This is a genomic window from Amycolatopsis sp. NBC_00355, assembly GCF_036104975.1.
Classification (GTDB): Bacteria; Actinomycetota; Actinomycetes; order Mycobacteriales; family Pseudonocardiaceae; genus Amycolatopsis.
Genome location: NZ_CP107982.1, coordinates 507,948 through 524,437, shown reverse-complemented (window position 1 = coordinate 524,437; position 16,490 = coordinate 507,948). Strand labels below are relative to the sequence as shown.

The window sequence follows — 16,490 nt, the reverse complement described above, 5'->3', positions numbered from 1 at the left end:
CTTTTCTAGACGAGGCCGGGGAAGTCGGCACCCCGGGACGCGGTCTCGTCCGCGCGGACGGCGTCGAGGGTGCGCTGCAGTTTCGCGGTGACCTTGTCGAAGGCCGGGCCGCCGAGGACGAGCCGGTGCGGCGGGTCCGGCCGTTCCATGGCCGCCAGCACCGCGCGGACGCCCCGTGCGGGATCGCCCGGCTGACGCCCGTCCTGCTCGACGAACGCGGCGCGCACGGCGTCGAGCAGCGGCTCGTAGGCGTCGACGGTCTCGCGGACCGCTTCGCCGGAGAAGCCGGCGTAGGCGTGCGTCCGGAACGCCCCGGGCTCGACCAGGAGAACCTTGATCCCGAACGGCTCGACCTCTTGGCGCAGCGCGTCGGACAGGCCTTCGACCGCGAACTTCGCCGCGCTGTAGTAACCGAAGCCCGGGACGGCGTCGAGCCCCGCGGCCGACGACATCGTGACGACCCAGCCGGAGCCGCGGGCGCGCATGCCCGGCAGCACCGCGCGCAGCACGGTCACCACGGAGAAGAAGTTCAGCTCGAACGAGCTCCGCACGACGTCGTCGGTGGTGCCCTCGACCGAGCCGTACCAGCCGCGGCCGGCGTTGTTGACCAGCACGTCGATCTCGCCGAAGTGCGCTCGTGCCTCGGCGACGGCCCGCCGGACCTCGTCCGGTTCGGTGACGTCGAGCCGCACCGCGTGGGCGCGGTCGCCGTGCTCCGCCACCCATTCCTTCAGCTCCTCGGGACGCCGGGCCGTCAGGACGACCCGGTCGCCCGCCGCGAGTGCGGCTTCGGCGTACGCCATGCCGAACCCGCCCGGCGTGCCGCCGGTGATGAACCAGTTCCGCACGTACCCACCTCCACTACAGACGCTATAGGACTAACTATAGCACCTGTAGCTTCACGGTCGGGACGTCAGCTCACAGGACGAACCCCGTCGGGAACGGGTCGGCCGGGTCGAGCAGGTAGGTCGCCGTGCCGGTGATCCACGCGCGGCCCGAGAACTCCGGCACCACCGCGGGCACGCCGCCGACCGTGGTCTCGGCGACCAGTTCGCCGGTGAACGTCGTGCCGATGAACGAGCTGTTCTCGAACGGCGTGTGCAGCGGCAGCTCGCCGCGGGCGTGCAGCTGCGCCATCCGCGCCGACGTGCCGGTGCCGCACGGCGATCGGTCGAACCAGCCGGGGTGGATGGCCATGGCGTTGCGGGAGGCGCGGGCGTCGGAGCCCGGGGCGAGGAACTGGACGTGCTTGCAGCCGCCGATCAGCGGGTCGGCCGGGTGCTTCGGCGGCCGCTGCTCGTTGATCGCATCCATGATGGACAGTCCGGCCTTCAGGATCCTTTCCTTCTCCCGGCGTTCGAACGGGATGTCCAGTGTGGACAGTTCGAGGATGGCGTAGAAGTTCCCGCCGTAGGCCAGGTCGTAGCGCACTTCCCCCAGACCGGGCACGTCGACGACGGCGTCGCGCTCGGCCAGGAACGACGGCACGTTGCGGAGTTTGACACGCTCGGCGCGGCCGTCGCGCACGGTGACCTCGGCGTGCACCAGCCCGGCGGGGGTGTCGAGGCGCACGAGCGTCGTCGGCTCGGTGACCTCGACCATGCCCGTCTCGACCAGCACGGTGGCGACGCCGATCGTGCCGTGGCCGCACATCGGCAGGCAGCCGGACACCTCGATGTACACGACACCCCAGTCGGCGTCCGGGTGACACGGCGGCTGCAGGATGGCCCCGCTCATCGCGGAATGGCCACGCGGCTCGTTCATCAGGAACAACCGCAGGTCGTCGAGGTGCGTCAGGAAGTACCGGCGGCGTTCGGCCATCGTGTCGCCCGGGATGACGGCGACCCCGCCGGTCACCACCCGCGTCGGCATGCCCTCGGTGTGCGAGTCGACGGCGGTGATCGCGCGTGAGGACCGCATCACGCCACGCCCAGCGCGGTCAGCGCGCGGTGCATGTCTTCCCGGACCTGCTCGCGGTTCCCGTCGGTGAGCGGGCCGCGCGGCGGCCGGCACGGGCCGCCGTACCGGCCGACCAGGTCCATGCCCAGCTTGATGGCCTGGACGAACTCGGTGCGCGAGTCCCAGCGGAACGCGGCGACCAGCGGCTCGTAAAGCGCTTTCGCCTCGGTGAGCTTGCCGGCGGTCGCGAGGTCGAACAGGCGCGCCGACTCGGCCGGGAAGACGTTCGGGAAGCCGGCGAACCAGCCGGTGGCGCCCATCAGCAGGCTCTCCAGCACGACGTCGTCGGCGCCGCTGACCACGGCCAGCTCCGGCGCGCGTTCGCGGATCTCCAGCACACGCCGGACGTCACCGGAGAACTCCTTGACCGCCACGACGTTGTCGATCTGCGCGATCTCGGCGAGCAGATCGGGCGTGAGGTCCACTTTGGTGTCGAAGGGGTTGTTGTAGACCATGACGGGCAGCCCGACCGAGGCGACGGCCGCGAAGTGGGCGATGACTTCGCCGCGGTTGGCGCGGTAGAGCGTGGGCGGCAGGCACAACACACCGTCGGCCCCGTCCTCGGCGGCGGCTTCGGCCCACTGCTTGGCCTGGTGCGCGCCGGGTCCGTGCACGCCGACGACCACGACGCCGTCGTCGCCGACGGCCTCGATCGCGGTGCGGGCGACGCGGCGACGTTCGACGTCGGTGAGCGAGGAGTACTCGCCGAGGGACCCGTTCGGCCCGACACCACGGCAGCCGTTGGCGACAAGCCAGCGGCAGTGCTCGGCATAGGCGTCGTAGTCGACGGCGAGGCCGGCGGGGGCCGCGTCGTCGGGGCGGTAGGGCAGCGCGGTGGCGACGATGACGCCACCGAGGTCACGGGTGCTCATGGGACTCCTCGGGTTCGGGCTCGGGCTCGGGCTCGGGCTCGGGCTCGGGCTCGGGCTCGGCGAGTTCGCCCAGCCGGATCGGCTGGGCGATCGGACGGTGGTGGCGTTCGGTCCCGCCGCAGAGTTCGGCGACGGCCGGGCCGCACATCCGGCCCTGACACGGTCCGAGCCCGGCGCGGGTGCCGAGTTTCAGGGCCTGTGAACCGGCCTGGACCGGATCGCTCGCTGCCCGCTGCAGGTCGGCGACGGTGGTTTCCTCACAACGGCAGACGATCGTGCCGGGCCGCAGCCACCCGGACCACGCGGCCCCGACGGGGTGGGCTTCGGCCAGCCGCTCGGCGAACTCGCGGGTGCGGTCCCTGGCCCGTCGCAGGCCCCGATCCGGCGCACCACCGGCGGCCAGCCGTCCCGCGACGGCCCCTTCCGCCGCGGCGGCGATCGCCCCGCCGATCCCGGTGATCTCCCCGGCGGCGAAGACCCCCGCGGCGGTGGTGCGCTGGTGGTGATCGACGCGCACGAAGCCGTCGTCGAGCAGACAACCCGCGGCCACGGCGAGTTCGAGCTGTGGGACGAAACCGTGCCCGACGCAGACGGCGTCGACCGGGTAGCTCCGTTCGGTACCGGGGATGACCGACCAGTCCGGGTTCAGCCGGGCGGTCACGACCTCACGGACGCGATCGTCCCCCCGGGCTTCGATGACGGCGCGGCCCATCCGGTAGGGCACGCGATGCCGGGCGAGAGTGGCGGCGTAACGGAGGAGTTCGGCGGCTTTGGTCAGGTGCCGCGCCAATCGCCACGGCCGCCTGGACCATCCGTTGCGGACAGTCGCCGGCGGATTGGCCTCGAGGATCGCGACCACCTCGGCCCCGACGCCCAGCAGGGACTCGGCGACGGGCAGCAGGAACGGCCCGCTCCCGGCGACGAGCACCCGGCGCCCGATCGCGACGCGCTCGCCTTTGGCCAGTGCTTGCGCCGCACCGGCGGTGAAGACGCCGGGGAGTTGCCAGCCGGGGAAGGGCAGGGTCCGGTCGTGCGCGCCGGTGGCCAGGACGAGCGCATCGGGGGTGAGGACGTGCCGCTCCCGCCCGGAACCATCGGCGGGACCACGAAGCACATGAACCCGAGGCGCCCGATCAGCGGCGGCGAGGTCCGCCCCGGGGCGGTCGGCAGCAACGCGGTCCGCAGCTGAGCGGTCCCCAGCCAGGCGATCCACGCCGGAGCGATCCGCAGCGGAGCGATCCGCGCCGGGGCGGCCTGCGGCGGGGCGGCCTGCGGCGGGACGATCCGCAGCGCGGCGGCCTGCGCCGGGACGATCCACAGCCAGGCGGTCCGCAGCTGAGCGGCCTGCAGCCAGGCAGTCCGCGCCGGAGCGATCCGCGGCGGAGCGATCCGCGGCGGGGCGGCCTGCGGCGGAGCGGTCTGCGGCGGGACGATCCGCGGCGGAGCGATCCGCGGCGGAGCGATCCGCGGCGGAGCGATCCGCGGCGGGGCGGCCTGCGCCGGGACGATCCACAGCCAGGCGGTCCGCAGCTGAGCGGCCTGCAGCCAGGCAGTCCACGCTGGGCCGATCCGCGGCGAAGGTACCCGCGCCGGAGTGGTCCGTGCCGGAGCGATCCACAGCCAGGCCGTCCGCAGCCAGGCAATCCGCGCTGGAGCCGTCTGCAGCTGGGCTGCCTGCAGCTGGGCGATCCGCAGCCACGCGATCCACGCCGGGCCGACCGGCGACGACGGTGCCCACATCGACGTGGTCCGCGCCAGCGCTGTCCACACCAGGGCGACCCCCAGCCAGGCAATCCCCGCCGGGCCGACCGGCGGCGAAGGTGCCCGCGTCGGAGTGGTCCAGGGCCCAGACCGTGCTGTTCGGCCACCACGTGCAGCGCGGATGCTCCAAAACCCGCCGCCGGCGGGCGAAATCGGCCCAGCCGTGGTGGAGCCGCTCCGGGTTCCGGGCTTCGTACGCCTCCGGGAGCATCCGGTGGTACTGCCCACCGGGCGCGTCGGCCTGGTCCAGGACCGTCACCTCCGCGCCGGCGCGGAGCGCGTGTTCGGCCGCGGCCAGCCCCGCGGGACCGGCGCCGATGACGACCACGTGGCGGGTCATGACTTCTCCTGCCGGGTCTGGGTGCGGATCTCGTCGCCGTCGGCCGCGCGGCGGCGGCACGCTCGGACGTCCGGGACGCCGTTCACCGTCAGCACGCAGTCGAAGCACGAACCGATGCCGCAGAACACCCCGCGTGGCGCGCCGGACCGCGTGGAGCGCCACGACAACCGGCCCGACGCCAGCAGGATTCCCGCCACGGTCTGGCCCGCGATGCCCGCCACGGGCTCGCCGTCCACCGTGACGCGGATCGGCGTGTCCGTGCGGCCCACCGGGTCCGCTCCGCGCGCGAACAAGCTCATGCCAGCACCGCCGGACGGTCCACAGTGAACTCTTCCACCGGACACGACGGAGAGACTCCGGTCAGCATCTCCCGCACCAGCAACGCCGTCCCCACGCTCAGGCCGATGCCCGCTCCTTCGTGACCCGTCGCGTGCCACAGGTTCGGCAGCCGCGGATCGGGGCCCAGCACCGGCAGGTGGTCGTCCACGTACGGCCGGAACCCGCCGTACGCGCGCATCACCGCCGCGTCCGCCAGCGCCGGGAACAGGCGCAGCGCCTTGGCCGCGATCGCGCCCAGGACGTCCGGCCGGAGCGCGTCGTCGAACCCGACCTGCCGCCGGGACGAGCCGATCAGCACCGTGCCGCCCCGCGTCGACTCGACGACGGCGGACGTCTGCAGCTCACCGCTGTCGGCCCCGACCGCGCCGACGTAGTCCGCGTCGTACACCTTGTGCCACACCACGCCCGGCATCGGCGTGGTCACCAGCACCTCGCCCCGCCGGGGCCGGACCGCGATCGGGGCGCCGAGCCGCACCGACACGATGCCCGCCCACGGGCCCGCCGCGTTCACCACGACGTCGGCGTCGAGCACCTCGCCCGGGACGCGGACGCCGGTGATCCGCCCGCCCGCCACGACCGCGCCGATCACCTCGGTGTCCGGCCGCAGCCGCGCGCCGTGCGCGAGCGCCGAGCCCAGCAGCGCCAGCGCCGCGCCGGCCGGCTGCACCTGCGCGTCCTCCGGGTAGTGGACGGCCGCGACGACCGAGCGGGTCAGCGCGGGCTCGAGCGCCGCGACTTCGGCCGCGGACAACGACTTCGTGACGACGCCTGCCGCCGACTGCGCCTCGGCGAACGCCGTGAGCGCGGTTGCTCCGGCCGGCGTGGTGGCGACGACGATGCCGCCCTTGGCGTCGAACTCCGCCGCGGCCGCGGCCCGCAGGTCCTCGGCCGCGATCGCGGCGATGACGCGCGGCCACAGCCGGCCCGACAGCTGCGCGAGCGCGAGTTCGGCGCCCGGTGCCTTGTCGGAGACGAGCACGTTGCCTTCGCCGTGCGAAGTGGTCCCGCCGGCCGGACGCCCGCGGTCCACGACCACGACGTCGAAGCCGGCCAGGCTCAGCTCCCGGGCGCACGCGGCACCGACGACCCCGGCCCCGAGTACGACCACCCGCGTTCCGTTCATCGACCCTCCGCGTTCGTCAAACCGAACGCTAGGTTCTCCGACGGATCGTGTCAACGCCCCGTCGGGAGCACCGGGTGCGGGCGGCCGTCGAGCCGCTCGTCCGCGCGGTACTGCAGCAGCAGCACGGAGTGCACCGGTGCCTCCAGCGCGGTGTAGCAGTGCGGTTCGCGGGCGTCGAACGCGACGTAGTCGCCGGGGCCGGCGTCCACCGTCCGGCCGGCCACCTCGACGCGCAGGCTGCCGGTCTGCACGATGGTGTGCTCGATCCCGACGTGCCCCTGCGACCGCTGCGGCGCGTCCCCCCGCACGACCTGGTCGTAGACCTCGAAGACCCCGTCGCCGGCGTCGATCCGGCGCAGCGGGCGCAAGTCGACGCCCTCCCCGCGCAGCACCTCGACGTCCGCCCCGCGCACCACCGTGAGCGCCCCGCCCGCGCGCTGGTCGAGCAGATCGGAGATGGCCACCTCGAGCACCCGGGACAGGCTGAACACCGTCTCGATGGTCGGGTTCCCGCCGCCGGACTCCAGCTGCGAGAGCGTGGCCTTCCCGATCCCCGACCGGCGCGACAGCTCGGACAGCGAGAGCCCGCGAGCCGTCCGGGCGGCCCGCAGGTTGACCGCCAGCATGTCCCGGATCGACGGCGTCGCGTCCTCCACCGCAGCTCCCTTTCGTTCGGCAAACCGTACGATCGGCCCGGCGAATCGTTCGCTTTACCGATCGAACGTCATCATGCCACGCGGACCCAGGCCTCGGCCTCCGCCGCCGTGGAGGGGAACGAAGAGGACAGCAGCTCGTACCCGGTCGCCGTGACCACGACGTCGTCCTCGATGCGCACGCCGAGCCCGCGCAGCTCCGGCGGCACGGTGAGGTCGCCCGCGTGGAAGTACAGGCCGGGCTCGACGGCCAGCGCCATCCCCTCGGCCAGCGGCCCCGCCCGGTAGGCACCCGGGCTCGCGGCGGCGCAGTCGTGGACGTCCAGCCCGAGGAAATGGCCGGTGCCGCAGACGATGTACCGGCGATGCTGCTGCCCGGCCGGCGACAGGGCCTCGTCCACCGACACCGGGAGCAGGCCCCAGTCGTGCAGCCCCCTCGCGAGCACCCCCAGCGCGGTCGTCTGGAACGCGGCGAAGTCGTTCCCCGCGCGGACTTCGGCGAGCGCGGCGAGGTGGGCCGCGTGCACCAGGCCGTAGACGTCGCGCTGGGCCGACGTGAACTCGCCGGACACCGGGAAGGTGCGGGTGATGTCGGCCGTGTAGAGCGAATCCAGCTCCACACCCGCGTCCAGCAGCACGACGCTGTCCTCGGCCACCGGCCCGTCGCAGCGCGTCCAGTGCAGCACCGGCGCGTTCCGCCCGGCCGCGACGATCGACGTGTACCCGGGGCCGGTGCCCTCCGTGCGGGCGCGGCGGTCGAAGGTGCCCTGCAGCCAGCGTTCCCCGCCGCCGCGCACCGCCTCCGGGAGAGCGGCGAGCACGTCGGCGAACCCGCGCGCGGTGGCGTCGACCGCAGCGCGCAGCTGGCCCACCTCCCAGTCGTCCTTGAGCCGCCGCAGCTCCGCGAGGACCGTGCGCAGCCGCTCGCTGTGGCCCTGGCCGTACGCGTCGAGCACCGGGTCGACGCCGGCGGTGACCAGCACCTGCGGGTGCCGGCCGCGCAAGCCGTGCGGCAGGTCCTCCAGCGGGCGGCACTCGAGGCCCAGCGCCTCGGCGTACGCGGCCGGGGTGGCCGCGGAGCCGACCCACAGCGGGCTGGTGTCGGCGTCGCCGATGAAGTCGGTCTCGTCCGGCTCGGCCGGGCGCGGGACGTAGAGCGTCGCGTGGTGACTGTCGCCGGCCGGGGTCAGCACCAGGATCGCGCCCTCACGCTGGCAGCCGGTCAGCCAGACGAAGTCGCTGTCGGCGCGGAAGCCGTGGAAGGTGTCGTTGGACCGCACCACCGCGCGCCCGGCCGCGAGGGCGATCCGCTGCCCGGGCAGCTCCGCCGACAGCCGGGCCCGGTGCGCGGCGGCGGCCTCGGCGGTGCCGTCCGGCACTTCGACGACGTCCGCGGCGGGCTCCCAGCCGTCGCGGATCCAGTTCCGGAATCCCTTGGCACCCAGCAGTGCGCGCAGGTCGGGCCGGGTTCGGTCGCCGGTCATCGGTTCCCCTTCCACCTTGACGAAGACAGTGTCGGGAAGTCAGCCTCACACCGCGAACGCCCGGCGGTAATGGCCTGCGGCGATAGACTCCGGCTATGGCCATGGAGATCCGGCAGCTGCGGGCGATCTGCGCCATCGCCGAGGCGGGCAGCCTGTCGCGGGCGGCCGCCGCGCTGGGCGTGTCCCAGCCGTCCCTGACCTCCCTGCTGCAGCGGTTCGAGCGGCAGATCGGCACGCCGTTGTTCGTCCGCAGCCACACGGGCGTCACCCCGACGCCGGTCGGCGAGCAGACGCTGCGCCGGGCTGGGGTGCTGCTGCTGGACTTCGACCGGTTCGAGGCCGACCTGCTCGGCTCGACCGGCACCGGCCCGCTCCGGCTCGGATCGTCCCAAATGGACTGTCTGCCGACGTTCGTCGAGCGGCTGGACGACGCGCTGCCCGGCGTCGAGGTGACCGTCCACTTGGAACCGTCGAGCGCGGTGCTGGCCCGGTCGCTGGCCCGCGCGACCCTCGACATCGCCGTCATCGCCATGTCGGACGATCAGGAGGTGCCGCTGGCCAAGCACCTCGGCCACCGCGTGCTGCTCCCCTGGATCCCGGTCTTCATCGGCCTGCCCGCGCGGCACCGGCTGGCGGCGGAGACCGAGATCGACCTGGCCGATCTCGCGGACGAGGCCTGGATCGGCCCGCCGGGCTCCGAAGACGGCTCGCTGACGTCGTTGCGCGCGGCGGCCCACCGCGCCGGGTTCACCCCGCGGATCCGCTTCGAGTGCCAGAACGGCGGCGGCCGTCAGCTGATCACGGCCGGCCACGCGGTGGAGCTGGTCGAGCCGACCGCGCCCGAGCTGCCCGGCATGGTCGTGCGCCCCCTGAAGAACGACCCGATGCGCATGCGGCTCGTGCTGGCATGGCGCAAGGAACGCGTCACCTGGGACCAGGCCGAGCGGGTCTACCGCGCGGCGATGACGTCCTACACCCGGCACGCGATGGCGTCGGTCCCGTTCCGGTCGTGGTGGACGCGGCGCCGGGACGAGCAGGCCGGGGACAGCCTGGTCGGCTACTTCGGCGAAGCCGGCTGAGTGTCAGAGGTCGAAGTCCTCGGGCCGCAGCCCGTCGAGCTCGGTGCGGAACCGCGCGACCTCGGCTTCGGTGTCGAGCACGTCGGCCGCCGGACGCTCGGCCTCCTGCTCGACCTCGAGCTGCACCGACGCGACGTCGAGCACCTCCTCGGCGACCTGGATCGGCGCGCCCTGGCGCAGGCCGAGCGCGACCGCGTCGCTGGGCCGGGCCGACACGCGGGTGCCGTCCACGAGCACGAGGTCGGCGTAGAAGATGCCGTCGCGCACCTCGGTCAGCTCGACCGCCGCGACCCCCTGGCCGAACGCCGAGAGGACGTCGCCGAGCAGCTCGATCGTGCCGGGCCGCGGCTGCTCGATCTGCTCGCGCGCCCGGACCAGGGCCTCGGCCTCGCCGTACCCGATCATGATCGCGAGCCAGCGGCGAGCCCCGTCCGATTCCCGGAGCAGCATCAGCGGGGCCTCCCCCGGGACCGGAACGGCCATCCCCACGACCTCGATCGGGATCACGCTGACCACCGCACCCTCCGTATAAGGACTCCTCCGCGCGCGAGGTACCCAGAAAGTCCGCGTTTACACCCTGCTTTCGGCCGCAACTTTTTCACCAGCTCGGCCTACCGCGCCTGACCACCCGAAACGACCGGCTCTCCTGCACTGCGGACAACACCGGATCCCCTTGCCGGGTGGCCCCGGCCACTGTCACCGTCACGGGTGTGGAACCGACGATTTCGCGCAGCATCGACGTGCCCGTGGACGCGAACACGGTGTGGTCGTGGGTCACCGACCTGCCGCGGATGGGCGAGCTGAGCCCGGAGAACATCGGCGGCCGCTGGCTCGACGGCACCGGCCCGGCGCTGGGCGCGCGGTTCCGCGGGCGCAACCGCAACGGCGAGCTGCAGTGGTGGACGCGGGTGCTGGTGGTCGCCTGCGAGCCGGACCGCCGGTTCGCCTTCGACGTCCGGACGCCGCTCGGCTCGCGCGTCTCCCGGTGGGAGTACGTGCTGACGCCGACCGCGACCGGCTGCGTCGTCACCGAGAACTGGTACCGGATCGGCAGCTGGGTCGTGCGGAAGTTCATGGGGCCGAAGGTCACCGGCCGCGTCGACCGGCCCGGGTACAACGTCGAGTCGATCGAGCACACCCTCGCGGCGCTCAAGGCGCGGGCCGAGTTGCGGGCCGCGGCGTGAGCTAGGTCGCTCCGAACTGGTCAGTCTCTTGTCGAAACTCACTGTCCCGACTAGGTTGCTTTTTCAAACCTAGGAGGGTCATGACGGACATCGCGCCGAAGCCGGGGCTCGTGCTGCTGGTCGTCTCGACGGCCGCGTTCCTGGCGAGCCTCGACACGTTCATCGTCACCATCGCCTTCCCCGGCATCCGGGCCGCGTTCCCGGGCGACGACCTCGCGACGCTGTCCTGGGTGCTCAACGGCTACACGGTCCTGTTCGCCGCGTGCCTCGCGCCCGCCGGGCGGCTCGCCGACCGCTACGGCCGCAAGCGGCTGTTCCTCATCGGCGTCGCGCTGTTCACGCTCGCCTCGGCCGCGTGCGCGATCGCGCCGTCGATCCCCGTGCTGATCGCCTTCCGCGCGGTGCAGGCGATCGGCGCGGCGCTGGTCATGCCGACGTCGCTGGCGCTGCTGCTGACGGCGTTCCCGGCGCACCGGCGGCCGATGGCGGTCGGCGTCTGGGCGTCGGTGGGCGCGGCGGCCGCGGCACTCGGCCCGCCGGTCGGCGGTCTGCTCGTCGAGGCGTCGTGGCGCTGGGTGTTCCTGGTGAACCTGCCGATCTGCGCGCTGACGCTGCTGGCCGGCCCGCGCGTGCTGCGCGAGTCCCGCGACACGGGCACCGGCGTCCCGGACCTGCTCGGCGCGGCCGGGCTCCTGATCGGCGTCGGGGCGCTGGCCTACGCGCTGGTGGAGGCGCCCGACCACGGCTGGGGCTCACCGGCCGTCGTGCTCGCGTTCGTGGTGGCCGCCGTCGCGCTGGCCTGGGTGCCGCTGCGCTCGGCGCGCCACGCCGTGCCGGTGCTGGACCTGCCCGCGCTGCGCGTCCCGACGCTCTGGCTCGCCTGCGTGACGACCGGGGTGTTCGCCGCCGGGTTCGCCGCGATGCTGTTCGGCAACGTCCTGTTCCTGACGTCGATCTGGCACGACTCGGTGCTGCTCGCCGGGCTGTCGCTGGCACCGGGCCCGCTGATGGTGGTGCCGGTGTCGATCCTCGGCGGCCGGTTCGTGCACCGCTTCGGCCCGGGCCCGATCGTCGCGCTCGGCGGCGTCTCGTTCGGGCTCGGCGTGCTGATCTGGTTGCTGCGCATGGATTCCACCCGCGATTACGCGAGCGCGATGCTGCCCGGGCAGCTGCTGACCGGCGTCGGCGTCGGCCTGATCCTGCCGTCGCTGTCCGGCGTGGTGGGCACGGTCCTGCCCGCGGCCCGCTGGGGCGCGGGCTCGTCGATGGTCAACACGACCCGCCAGATCGGTACGGTCCTGGGCTTGGCGGTGCTGGTCGCCCTCTTCGCGGGCACCCCGGACCTGACGGACTTCCGCCACGGCTGGCTCCTGATCCTCGCCACCGCGGTGGCCACGTCAGCAGGCGGCCTGCTCATCGCCGCGCGGCGCCGGACCGACCACCACGTCGAACCACCCAGCCCTGCCGCACCGGTCGTGAGTGTTCAGGGCGGTTAGAACCGCCCTGAACACTCACGAGACCCAGGCACGGTCCAACGCCGCGAGCCCGTCGTCGATCCTTTCCAGGGGGATCGCACCGTAACCCAGCACCAGGCCCTGGCCGGGATAGCCGCCGCACAGGTCGGACAGCGTCTGGACTTCCGCTCCGGCAAGGGAAGCGCGGGCCGCGACGGGCTCGAGGTCGTCGTCGGCCAGCGCGCACAGGTGCAGGCCCGCCGCCGACGGGACCAGCCGCAGGCGGCCCGCGAACGCCCGTTCCAGCGTCGACGTGATGCGCTCGTGCCGCTCGGCGTAGACCTTCGTCGCGCGGCGGATGTGGCGGGCGAACAGGCCGTCGTCGATGAACCGGGCCAGCGCGGCCTGCGCGGGCAGGTCGCCGTGCCAGTCCGAGAGCTGACGCGCGTGGCGCAGTGCGTCCCGCAATGACGCCGGCGCGACCAGGAAACCCAGGCGCAGCATGGGAAGCAGCGTCTTCGAGAACGACCCGACGTAGGCGACCCGGCCGTCGCGGTCGAGGCTCTGCAACGGCTCCAGGGGCCGGTCGGAGAACCGGAACTCGCTGTCGTAGTCGTCCTCGACGACCACGGCGTCCGCGCGCTCGGCCCACGCGAGCAGCGCCGTCCGCCGCGACAGCGACATCGGTGTGCCGAGCGGGAACTGGTGCGACGGCGTGACGTACACCAGCTTCGTCCGCGGAGGCAGCGCGGCGACGTCGAGGCCTTCGCCGTCCACCGGCACTCCGACGACTTCGGCGCCGTGGGACGCGAAGAGCTGCTTCGCCAGCCGGTAGCCGGGTTCCTCGATCGCCACCCGGTCCCCCGGCTCGAGCAACACCCGGCACAGCAGGTCGAGCGCCTGCTGGGCGCCTTGCGTCACGAGGACGTCGTCCGCGTCGGCCCGCACCGAACGCGCGACGCCGGCGTGCCGGGCGATCGCCGCGCGCAGGCCCTCGTAGCCGCCGGGGTCGACGTAGTGCGCGAAGCCGACGGCGTCCCGCAGCTCGCTCGCGAGCAGCCGCCGCCACGTCTCGAGCGGGAACAGCGCGGCGTCGGGGATGCCGACGCGGAAGTCGTACTCCGGCGCCCGCGCCACCGGGGCGACCGGCGGCGGCAGCGACCGCCACACGGCCTTGGGCTGCGGACCGGCTCCCGAAGGCGCCTTGCGCGACTTGGCCAGCGTGGGAAGTTCCGCGCAGACGTAGGTGCCGGCGCCGACGCGCCCGGCGAGGAAACCGTCGGCGGTCAGCCGGTCGTAGGCCACCGCGACGGTGTTGCGCGAGACGGCCAGCCGCCGCGCCAGCTCCCGCGTCGGCGGCAGCCGCTCGCCCTCGCGCAGCCGGCCGTCGAGGATGGCGTCGCGCAGCTGCCGGTAGATCCGGACGCTGAGGTCGCCACGCCCGGCCAGGCTGACGTGGAAGTCCATCCGGCGACCCTACATTGGCCCAATCGACAAGGCCATAATTGGATCTGGGATCGGGCCAAGTTCCGCCCTAACGTATTTCCCATGACAGTGACCTTGGACCGCCCGGCCACCACGATCCGGCGCCCCGGCCGCCTCCTCGCGGCCGCCCAGCTGGCGGGCTCGCTCGGCGACGGCGCGTTCCTGACCTGCTCGGTCCTGTTCTTCACGCGGATCGTCGGCCTCTCCCCGGCCCAGGTCGGGCTCGGCCTCACGCTCGGCTGGGCCGTCGGTTCGGTCGCGGGGGTGCCCCTCGGCCACCTCGCCGACCGCCACGGCGCCCGCGGCTCCGCAGTCCTGCTGGCCCTGGCGACGAGCGTGTCGATCCTCGCCTTCATGGTCGTCCGAACACCGCTGCTGTTCGTGCTGGCCGCCTGCCTCTACGCCGGCTGCCAGACCGGCCTCGCCGCCGCGCGCCAGGCGCTGCTGGCCGCGCTCGCCGACCCGGAGCACCGGACGCGCGTCCGGGCGCAGCTGCAGTCCGCGGGCAACGCGGGCCTCGCCATCGGCGCCGGGCTGGGCGGGCTCGCCCTGTCGGCCGACACGGCGTCGGCGTACCTGACGGTCTTCGCGCTCGACGCCGTGAGCTTCGTGGTCACGGCGGCGCTGCTGTGGTCGCTCCCGGCGATCCCGAAAACCCTCTCCGCGCGCGCCGGCGAGCCGAAACTGGCCGTACTGCGCGACCGGCCCTACGCCGTGGTGACACTGCTGAACGCGATCCTGCTGCTGCGCATGCCGCTGCTGAGCGTCGCGATCCCGCTGTGGATCGTGGAACGCACCGCCGCGCCGGGCTGGACGGTGTCCGCGCTGTTCGTGCTCAACACGGTCGTCGTGGTGGTGCTGCAGGTCCGCGTGGCCGGCCGGCTGGCGAGCATCGGCTCGGCGGCGTGGATGGTCCGCCGGTCCGGGGTGCTGCTGTTCGCTTCCTGCGTCGCCTTCGCGCTCTCGGCGCTGGGCACGTCGCCGTGGGTCGCGTTCGCGGTGCTGGTCGCCGGCGCGCTGGTGCAGGTGCTCGGCGAGATGCTGCAGTCGGCGGGCTCCTGGGAGATCGGCTTCGCGCTCGCGCCGACCGACAAGCAGGGCCAGTACCAGGGCTTCTTCGGCACCGGGACGTCGGTGGCGCGCGCGATCGGCCCGGTGCTGCTGAGCACGGTCGTCCTCGGCTGGGGCCTGCCCGGCTGGCTGCTCATGGGCGGCGTGTTCCTGGCCGCGGGCTTTGCGATGGGCCCCGCGGTGCGCTGGGCCCGGAAAAACACTAAGACTTCAGCTGACGCGCGTTGAGCCCGTACTGCGCCATCTTGCGGTAGAGCGTCGCGCGGCCCATGCCGAGCCGCGCGGCGGCGTGCACCACCGTCGCCCCCGGCTCGGACAGGCACCGCACGATCTCGTCGCGTTCCAGGGCCTGCAGCCGGCTCAGCCGGTGCCCGACGCCGGTGAACACCTCGGCCGGCAGGTGCTGGGTGTCGATGACGTCCGATCGCGCGGCGGCTTCGCGCATCACACGGCGAAGCTGCTTCACGTTCTCCGGCCAGTCGTAGGCCATCAGCGCGCGCGACGCCGCGGACGTGAACGTGACGTCGCGGCCGCGGTCCCGGCGGGCGAAGTGGTGGGCCAGCGGGAGGACGTCGTCGGGGCGGAACCGCAGGGCCGGCACCTCGACGACCCGGTCGACCAGCGGGCTCAGCGCCGCGCACAGCGCGCCGTCCTTCGCGGTGAGCACGAACGGGACCGGCCCACCCCGTTGCCGCGCCTCGGTGAACAGCGGCGCCAGCTCCCACGCCGCCCACGCGGGCAGCGCGTCCACCCCCGACACGATGACGCACGTGTCGTCCTTGGTCAGTTCGGGCGTCCAGAGCGTCAGCCACGTGTCGGCGTCGTCGGGCGCGGGCGGGCGCGCGTTGAGCACGCGGTCGCGGGGCCGCAGCTCCCGGTGCGCGAGCGAGGCCAGCGCCGTCTTGCCCGCTCCCGGTTCGCCGACGACGGCCACCACCCGGCCGGCCGCCAGCGCCGCCCGCGTCTCGGCCACCGCGGTGGTCCACGCGGAGGAGAGGCGCGGCAGGTCGCCGGGGTCGACGCGGTCGGCGTAGACGCGGAACACCTCGCCGCGCGGGGTCGGGTGGGCGGTCCGGCCGGACGCGCGGGCCAGCATCAGCGCCGCGGTGTTGCCGGCCGCGGCCTGGGCGAGGGCGAGCAGCAGCTCGGACGACTGCTCCGACCAGGTCGTCAGGTTGACGCTCCCGGCCAGCGTGCCGGTGATCGGGTCCAGCACCGGCACCGCCGCGCAGGTGTACCCGCGCAGGTCGGTGCAGTAGTGCTCGCCGGCGCGCACCAGCGACGGCGCCCGGTCGGCGAGCGCCAGGCCGAGGCCGTTCGTGCCCGCGTTGCTCTCGGCGAAGTAGAAGCCGGGCGCCAGGTGCACCTTGTCGAGCGAGCGGTTGATCGACGCGTCCGTGCACAGCCGGCTCAGCACCAGGCCTTCGCTGTCGGTGATCATCAGGCTGATCGGCTCGTTGGCCAGGGTCGCCTGCAGGCCCCGCAGCACCTCCGTGCCGCATTCGTAGAGCAGCGAACCGGTGTCGACCGCGCCGGAGAACACGGGCAGGACCTCGTCCTCGGGCACGCCGTAGCGCTCGCTGCGCTGCCAGGACGCCCGCAGCCGCGGCGCGATGGCGGCCGCCCCGCGCACGTCGAACGACCGCGTGACGTGCACCTGCGGGTTCTCCACCTCGACCTCCCGGG

The 16,490-nt window shown here is 73.7% G+C and carries 15 protein-coding genes and 1 pseudogene; 4 read left to right on the top strand and 12 right to left on the bottom strand.

Annotated features, from left to right (window positions below; all coding sequences use genetic code 11):
• Nucleotides 1-5: 5 nt before the first annotated feature.
• The 9 genes and pseudogenes from OHS18_RS02080 to OHS18_RS02040 form a co-directional block, all read right to left on the bottom strand.
• A complete protein-coding gene (locus OHS18_RS02080; protein WP_328615692.1) occupies nt 6-848 on the bottom strand; it encodes an oxidoreductase in 843 nt (280 codons plus the stop codon).
• A gap of 70 nt (nt 849-918) precedes the next feature.
• Nucleotides 919-1,920: a proline racemase family protein gene (locus OHS18_RS02075; protein WP_328615691.1), complete on the bottom strand. Its 1,002-nt coding sequence runs from the start codon at nt 1,918-1,920 to the stop codon at nt 919-921.
• Complete coding sequence (locus OHS18_RS02070; RefSeq protein WP_328615690.1) at nt 1,920-2,831, bottom strand: dihydrodipicolinate synthase family protein; 912 nt, start codon at nt 2,829-2,831, stop codon at nt 1,920-1,922. The genes OHS18_RS02075 and OHS18_RS02070 overlap by 1 nt, the downstream gene beginning before the upstream one ends.
• Nucleotides 2,818-4,185 carry an FAD/NAD(P)-dependent oxidoreductase gene (locus OHS18_RS02065; RefSeq protein ID WP_442875458.1) on the bottom strand — a complete coding sequence of 456 codons (1,368 nt, stop codon included), beginning with the start codon at nt 4,183-4,185 and terminating at the stop codon, nt 2,818-2,820. Before OHS18_RS02065 ends, OHS18_RS02070 begins: the two co-directional genes overlap by 14 nt.
• Nucleotides 4,186-4,791: 606 nt before the next feature.
• Nucleotides 4,792-4,932, bottom strand: a pseudogene (locus OHS18_RS48490) (FAD-dependent oxidoreductase); the annotation flags it as partial.
• Nucleotides 4,929-5,231: a (2Fe-2S)-binding protein gene (locus OHS18_RS02055; RefSeq protein ID WP_328615689.1), complete on the bottom strand. Its 303-nt coding sequence runs from the start codon at nt 5,229-5,231 to the stop codon at nt 4,929-4,931. The pseudogene OHS18_RS48490 and the gene OHS18_RS02055, both read right to left, overlap by 4 nt.
• Nucleotides 5,228-6,394 carry an NAD(P)/FAD-dependent oxidoreductase gene (locus OHS18_RS02050; protein ID WP_328615688.1) on the bottom strand — a complete coding sequence of 389 codons (1,167 nt, stop codon included), beginning with the start codon at nt 6,392-6,394 and terminating at the stop codon, nt 5,228-5,230. Before OHS18_RS02050 ends, OHS18_RS02055 begins: the two co-directional genes overlap by 4 nt.
• A gap of 50 nt (nt 6,395-6,444) precedes the next feature.
• Nucleotides 6,445-7,050: a helix-turn-helix domain-containing protein gene (locus OHS18_RS02045; RefSeq protein WP_328615687.1), complete on the bottom strand. Its 606-nt coding sequence runs from the start codon at nt 7,048-7,050 to the stop codon at nt 6,445-6,447.
• Nucleotides 7,051-7,121: 71 nt separating this feature from the next.
• Nucleotides 7,122-8,531 carry an aminopeptidase P family protein gene (locus OHS18_RS02040; RefSeq protein ID WP_328615686.1) on the bottom strand — a complete coding sequence of 470 codons (1,410 nt, stop codon included), beginning with the start codon at nt 8,529-8,531 and terminating at the stop codon, nt 7,122-7,124.
• A gap of 95 nt (nt 8,532-8,626) precedes the next feature.
• Here OHS18_RS02040 and OHS18_RS02035 point away from each other — a divergent pair, with 95 nt between their 5' ends.
• Complete coding sequence (locus OHS18_RS02035) at nt 8,627-9,610, top strand: LysR family transcriptional regulator (RefSeq protein WP_328615685.1); 984 nt, start codon at nt 8,627-8,629, stop codon at nt 9,608-9,610.
• A 3-nt stretch (nt 9,611-9,613) separates the two neighbouring features.
• Here the strand turns inward: OHS18_RS02035 and OHS18_RS02030 are convergent, their stop codons facing one another.
• A complete protein-coding gene (locus tag OHS18_RS02030) occupies nt 9,614-10,126 on the bottom strand; it encodes a bifunctional nuclease family protein (RefSeq protein WP_328456686.1) in 513 nt (170 codons plus the stop codon).
• A 194-nt stretch (nt 10,127-10,320) separates the two neighbouring features.
• Between OHS18_RS02030 and OHS18_RS02025 the strand changes: the two genes are divergently transcribed.
• Complete coding sequence (locus tag OHS18_RS02025; RefSeq protein WP_328456688.1) at nt 10,321-10,794, top strand: SRPBCC family protein; 474 nt, start codon at nt 10,321-10,323, stop codon at nt 10,792-10,794.
• Between the two features lie 80 nt (nt 10,795-10,874).
• Nucleotides 10,875-12,290 carry an MFS transporter gene (locus OHS18_RS02020; protein ID WP_328615684.1) on the top strand — a complete coding sequence of 472 codons (1,416 nt, stop codon included), beginning with the start codon at nt 10,875-10,877 and terminating at the stop codon, nt 12,288-12,290.
• A 15-nt stretch (nt 12,291-12,305) separates the two neighbouring features.
• Here OHS18_RS02020 and pdxR read toward each other — a convergent pair whose 3' ends face one another.
• Nucleotides 12,306-13,715 carry a MocR-like pyridoxine biosynthesis transcription factor PdxR gene (pdxR, locus tag OHS18_RS02015; RefSeq protein WP_328615683.1) on the bottom strand — a complete coding sequence of 470 codons (1,410 nt, stop codon included), beginning with the start codon at nt 13,713-13,715 and terminating at the stop codon, nt 12,306-12,308.
• 81 nt (nt 13,716-13,796) lie between these two features.
• Between pdxR and OHS18_RS02010 the strand changes: the two genes are divergently transcribed.
• Entirely contained in the window at nt 13,797-15,032 is a 1,236-nt protein-coding gene (locus OHS18_RS02010; protein ID WP_328615682.1) for an MFS transporter, read from the top strand.
• On the opposite strand, the gene OHS18_RS02005 is transcribed toward OHS18_RS02010, so the two are convergent.
• The gene (locus tag OHS18_RS02005; RefSeq protein ID WP_328456696.1) at nt 15,007-16,476 is read right to left on the bottom strand and encodes a helix-turn-helix domain-containing protein; all 1,470 of its coding nucleotides are present in this window, start codon (nt 16,474-16,476) and stop codon (nt 15,007-15,009) included. The two genes, OHS18_RS02010 and OHS18_RS02005, sit on opposite strands and share 26 nt — an antisense overlap.
• Nucleotides 16,477-16,490: the final 14 nt, after the last annotated feature.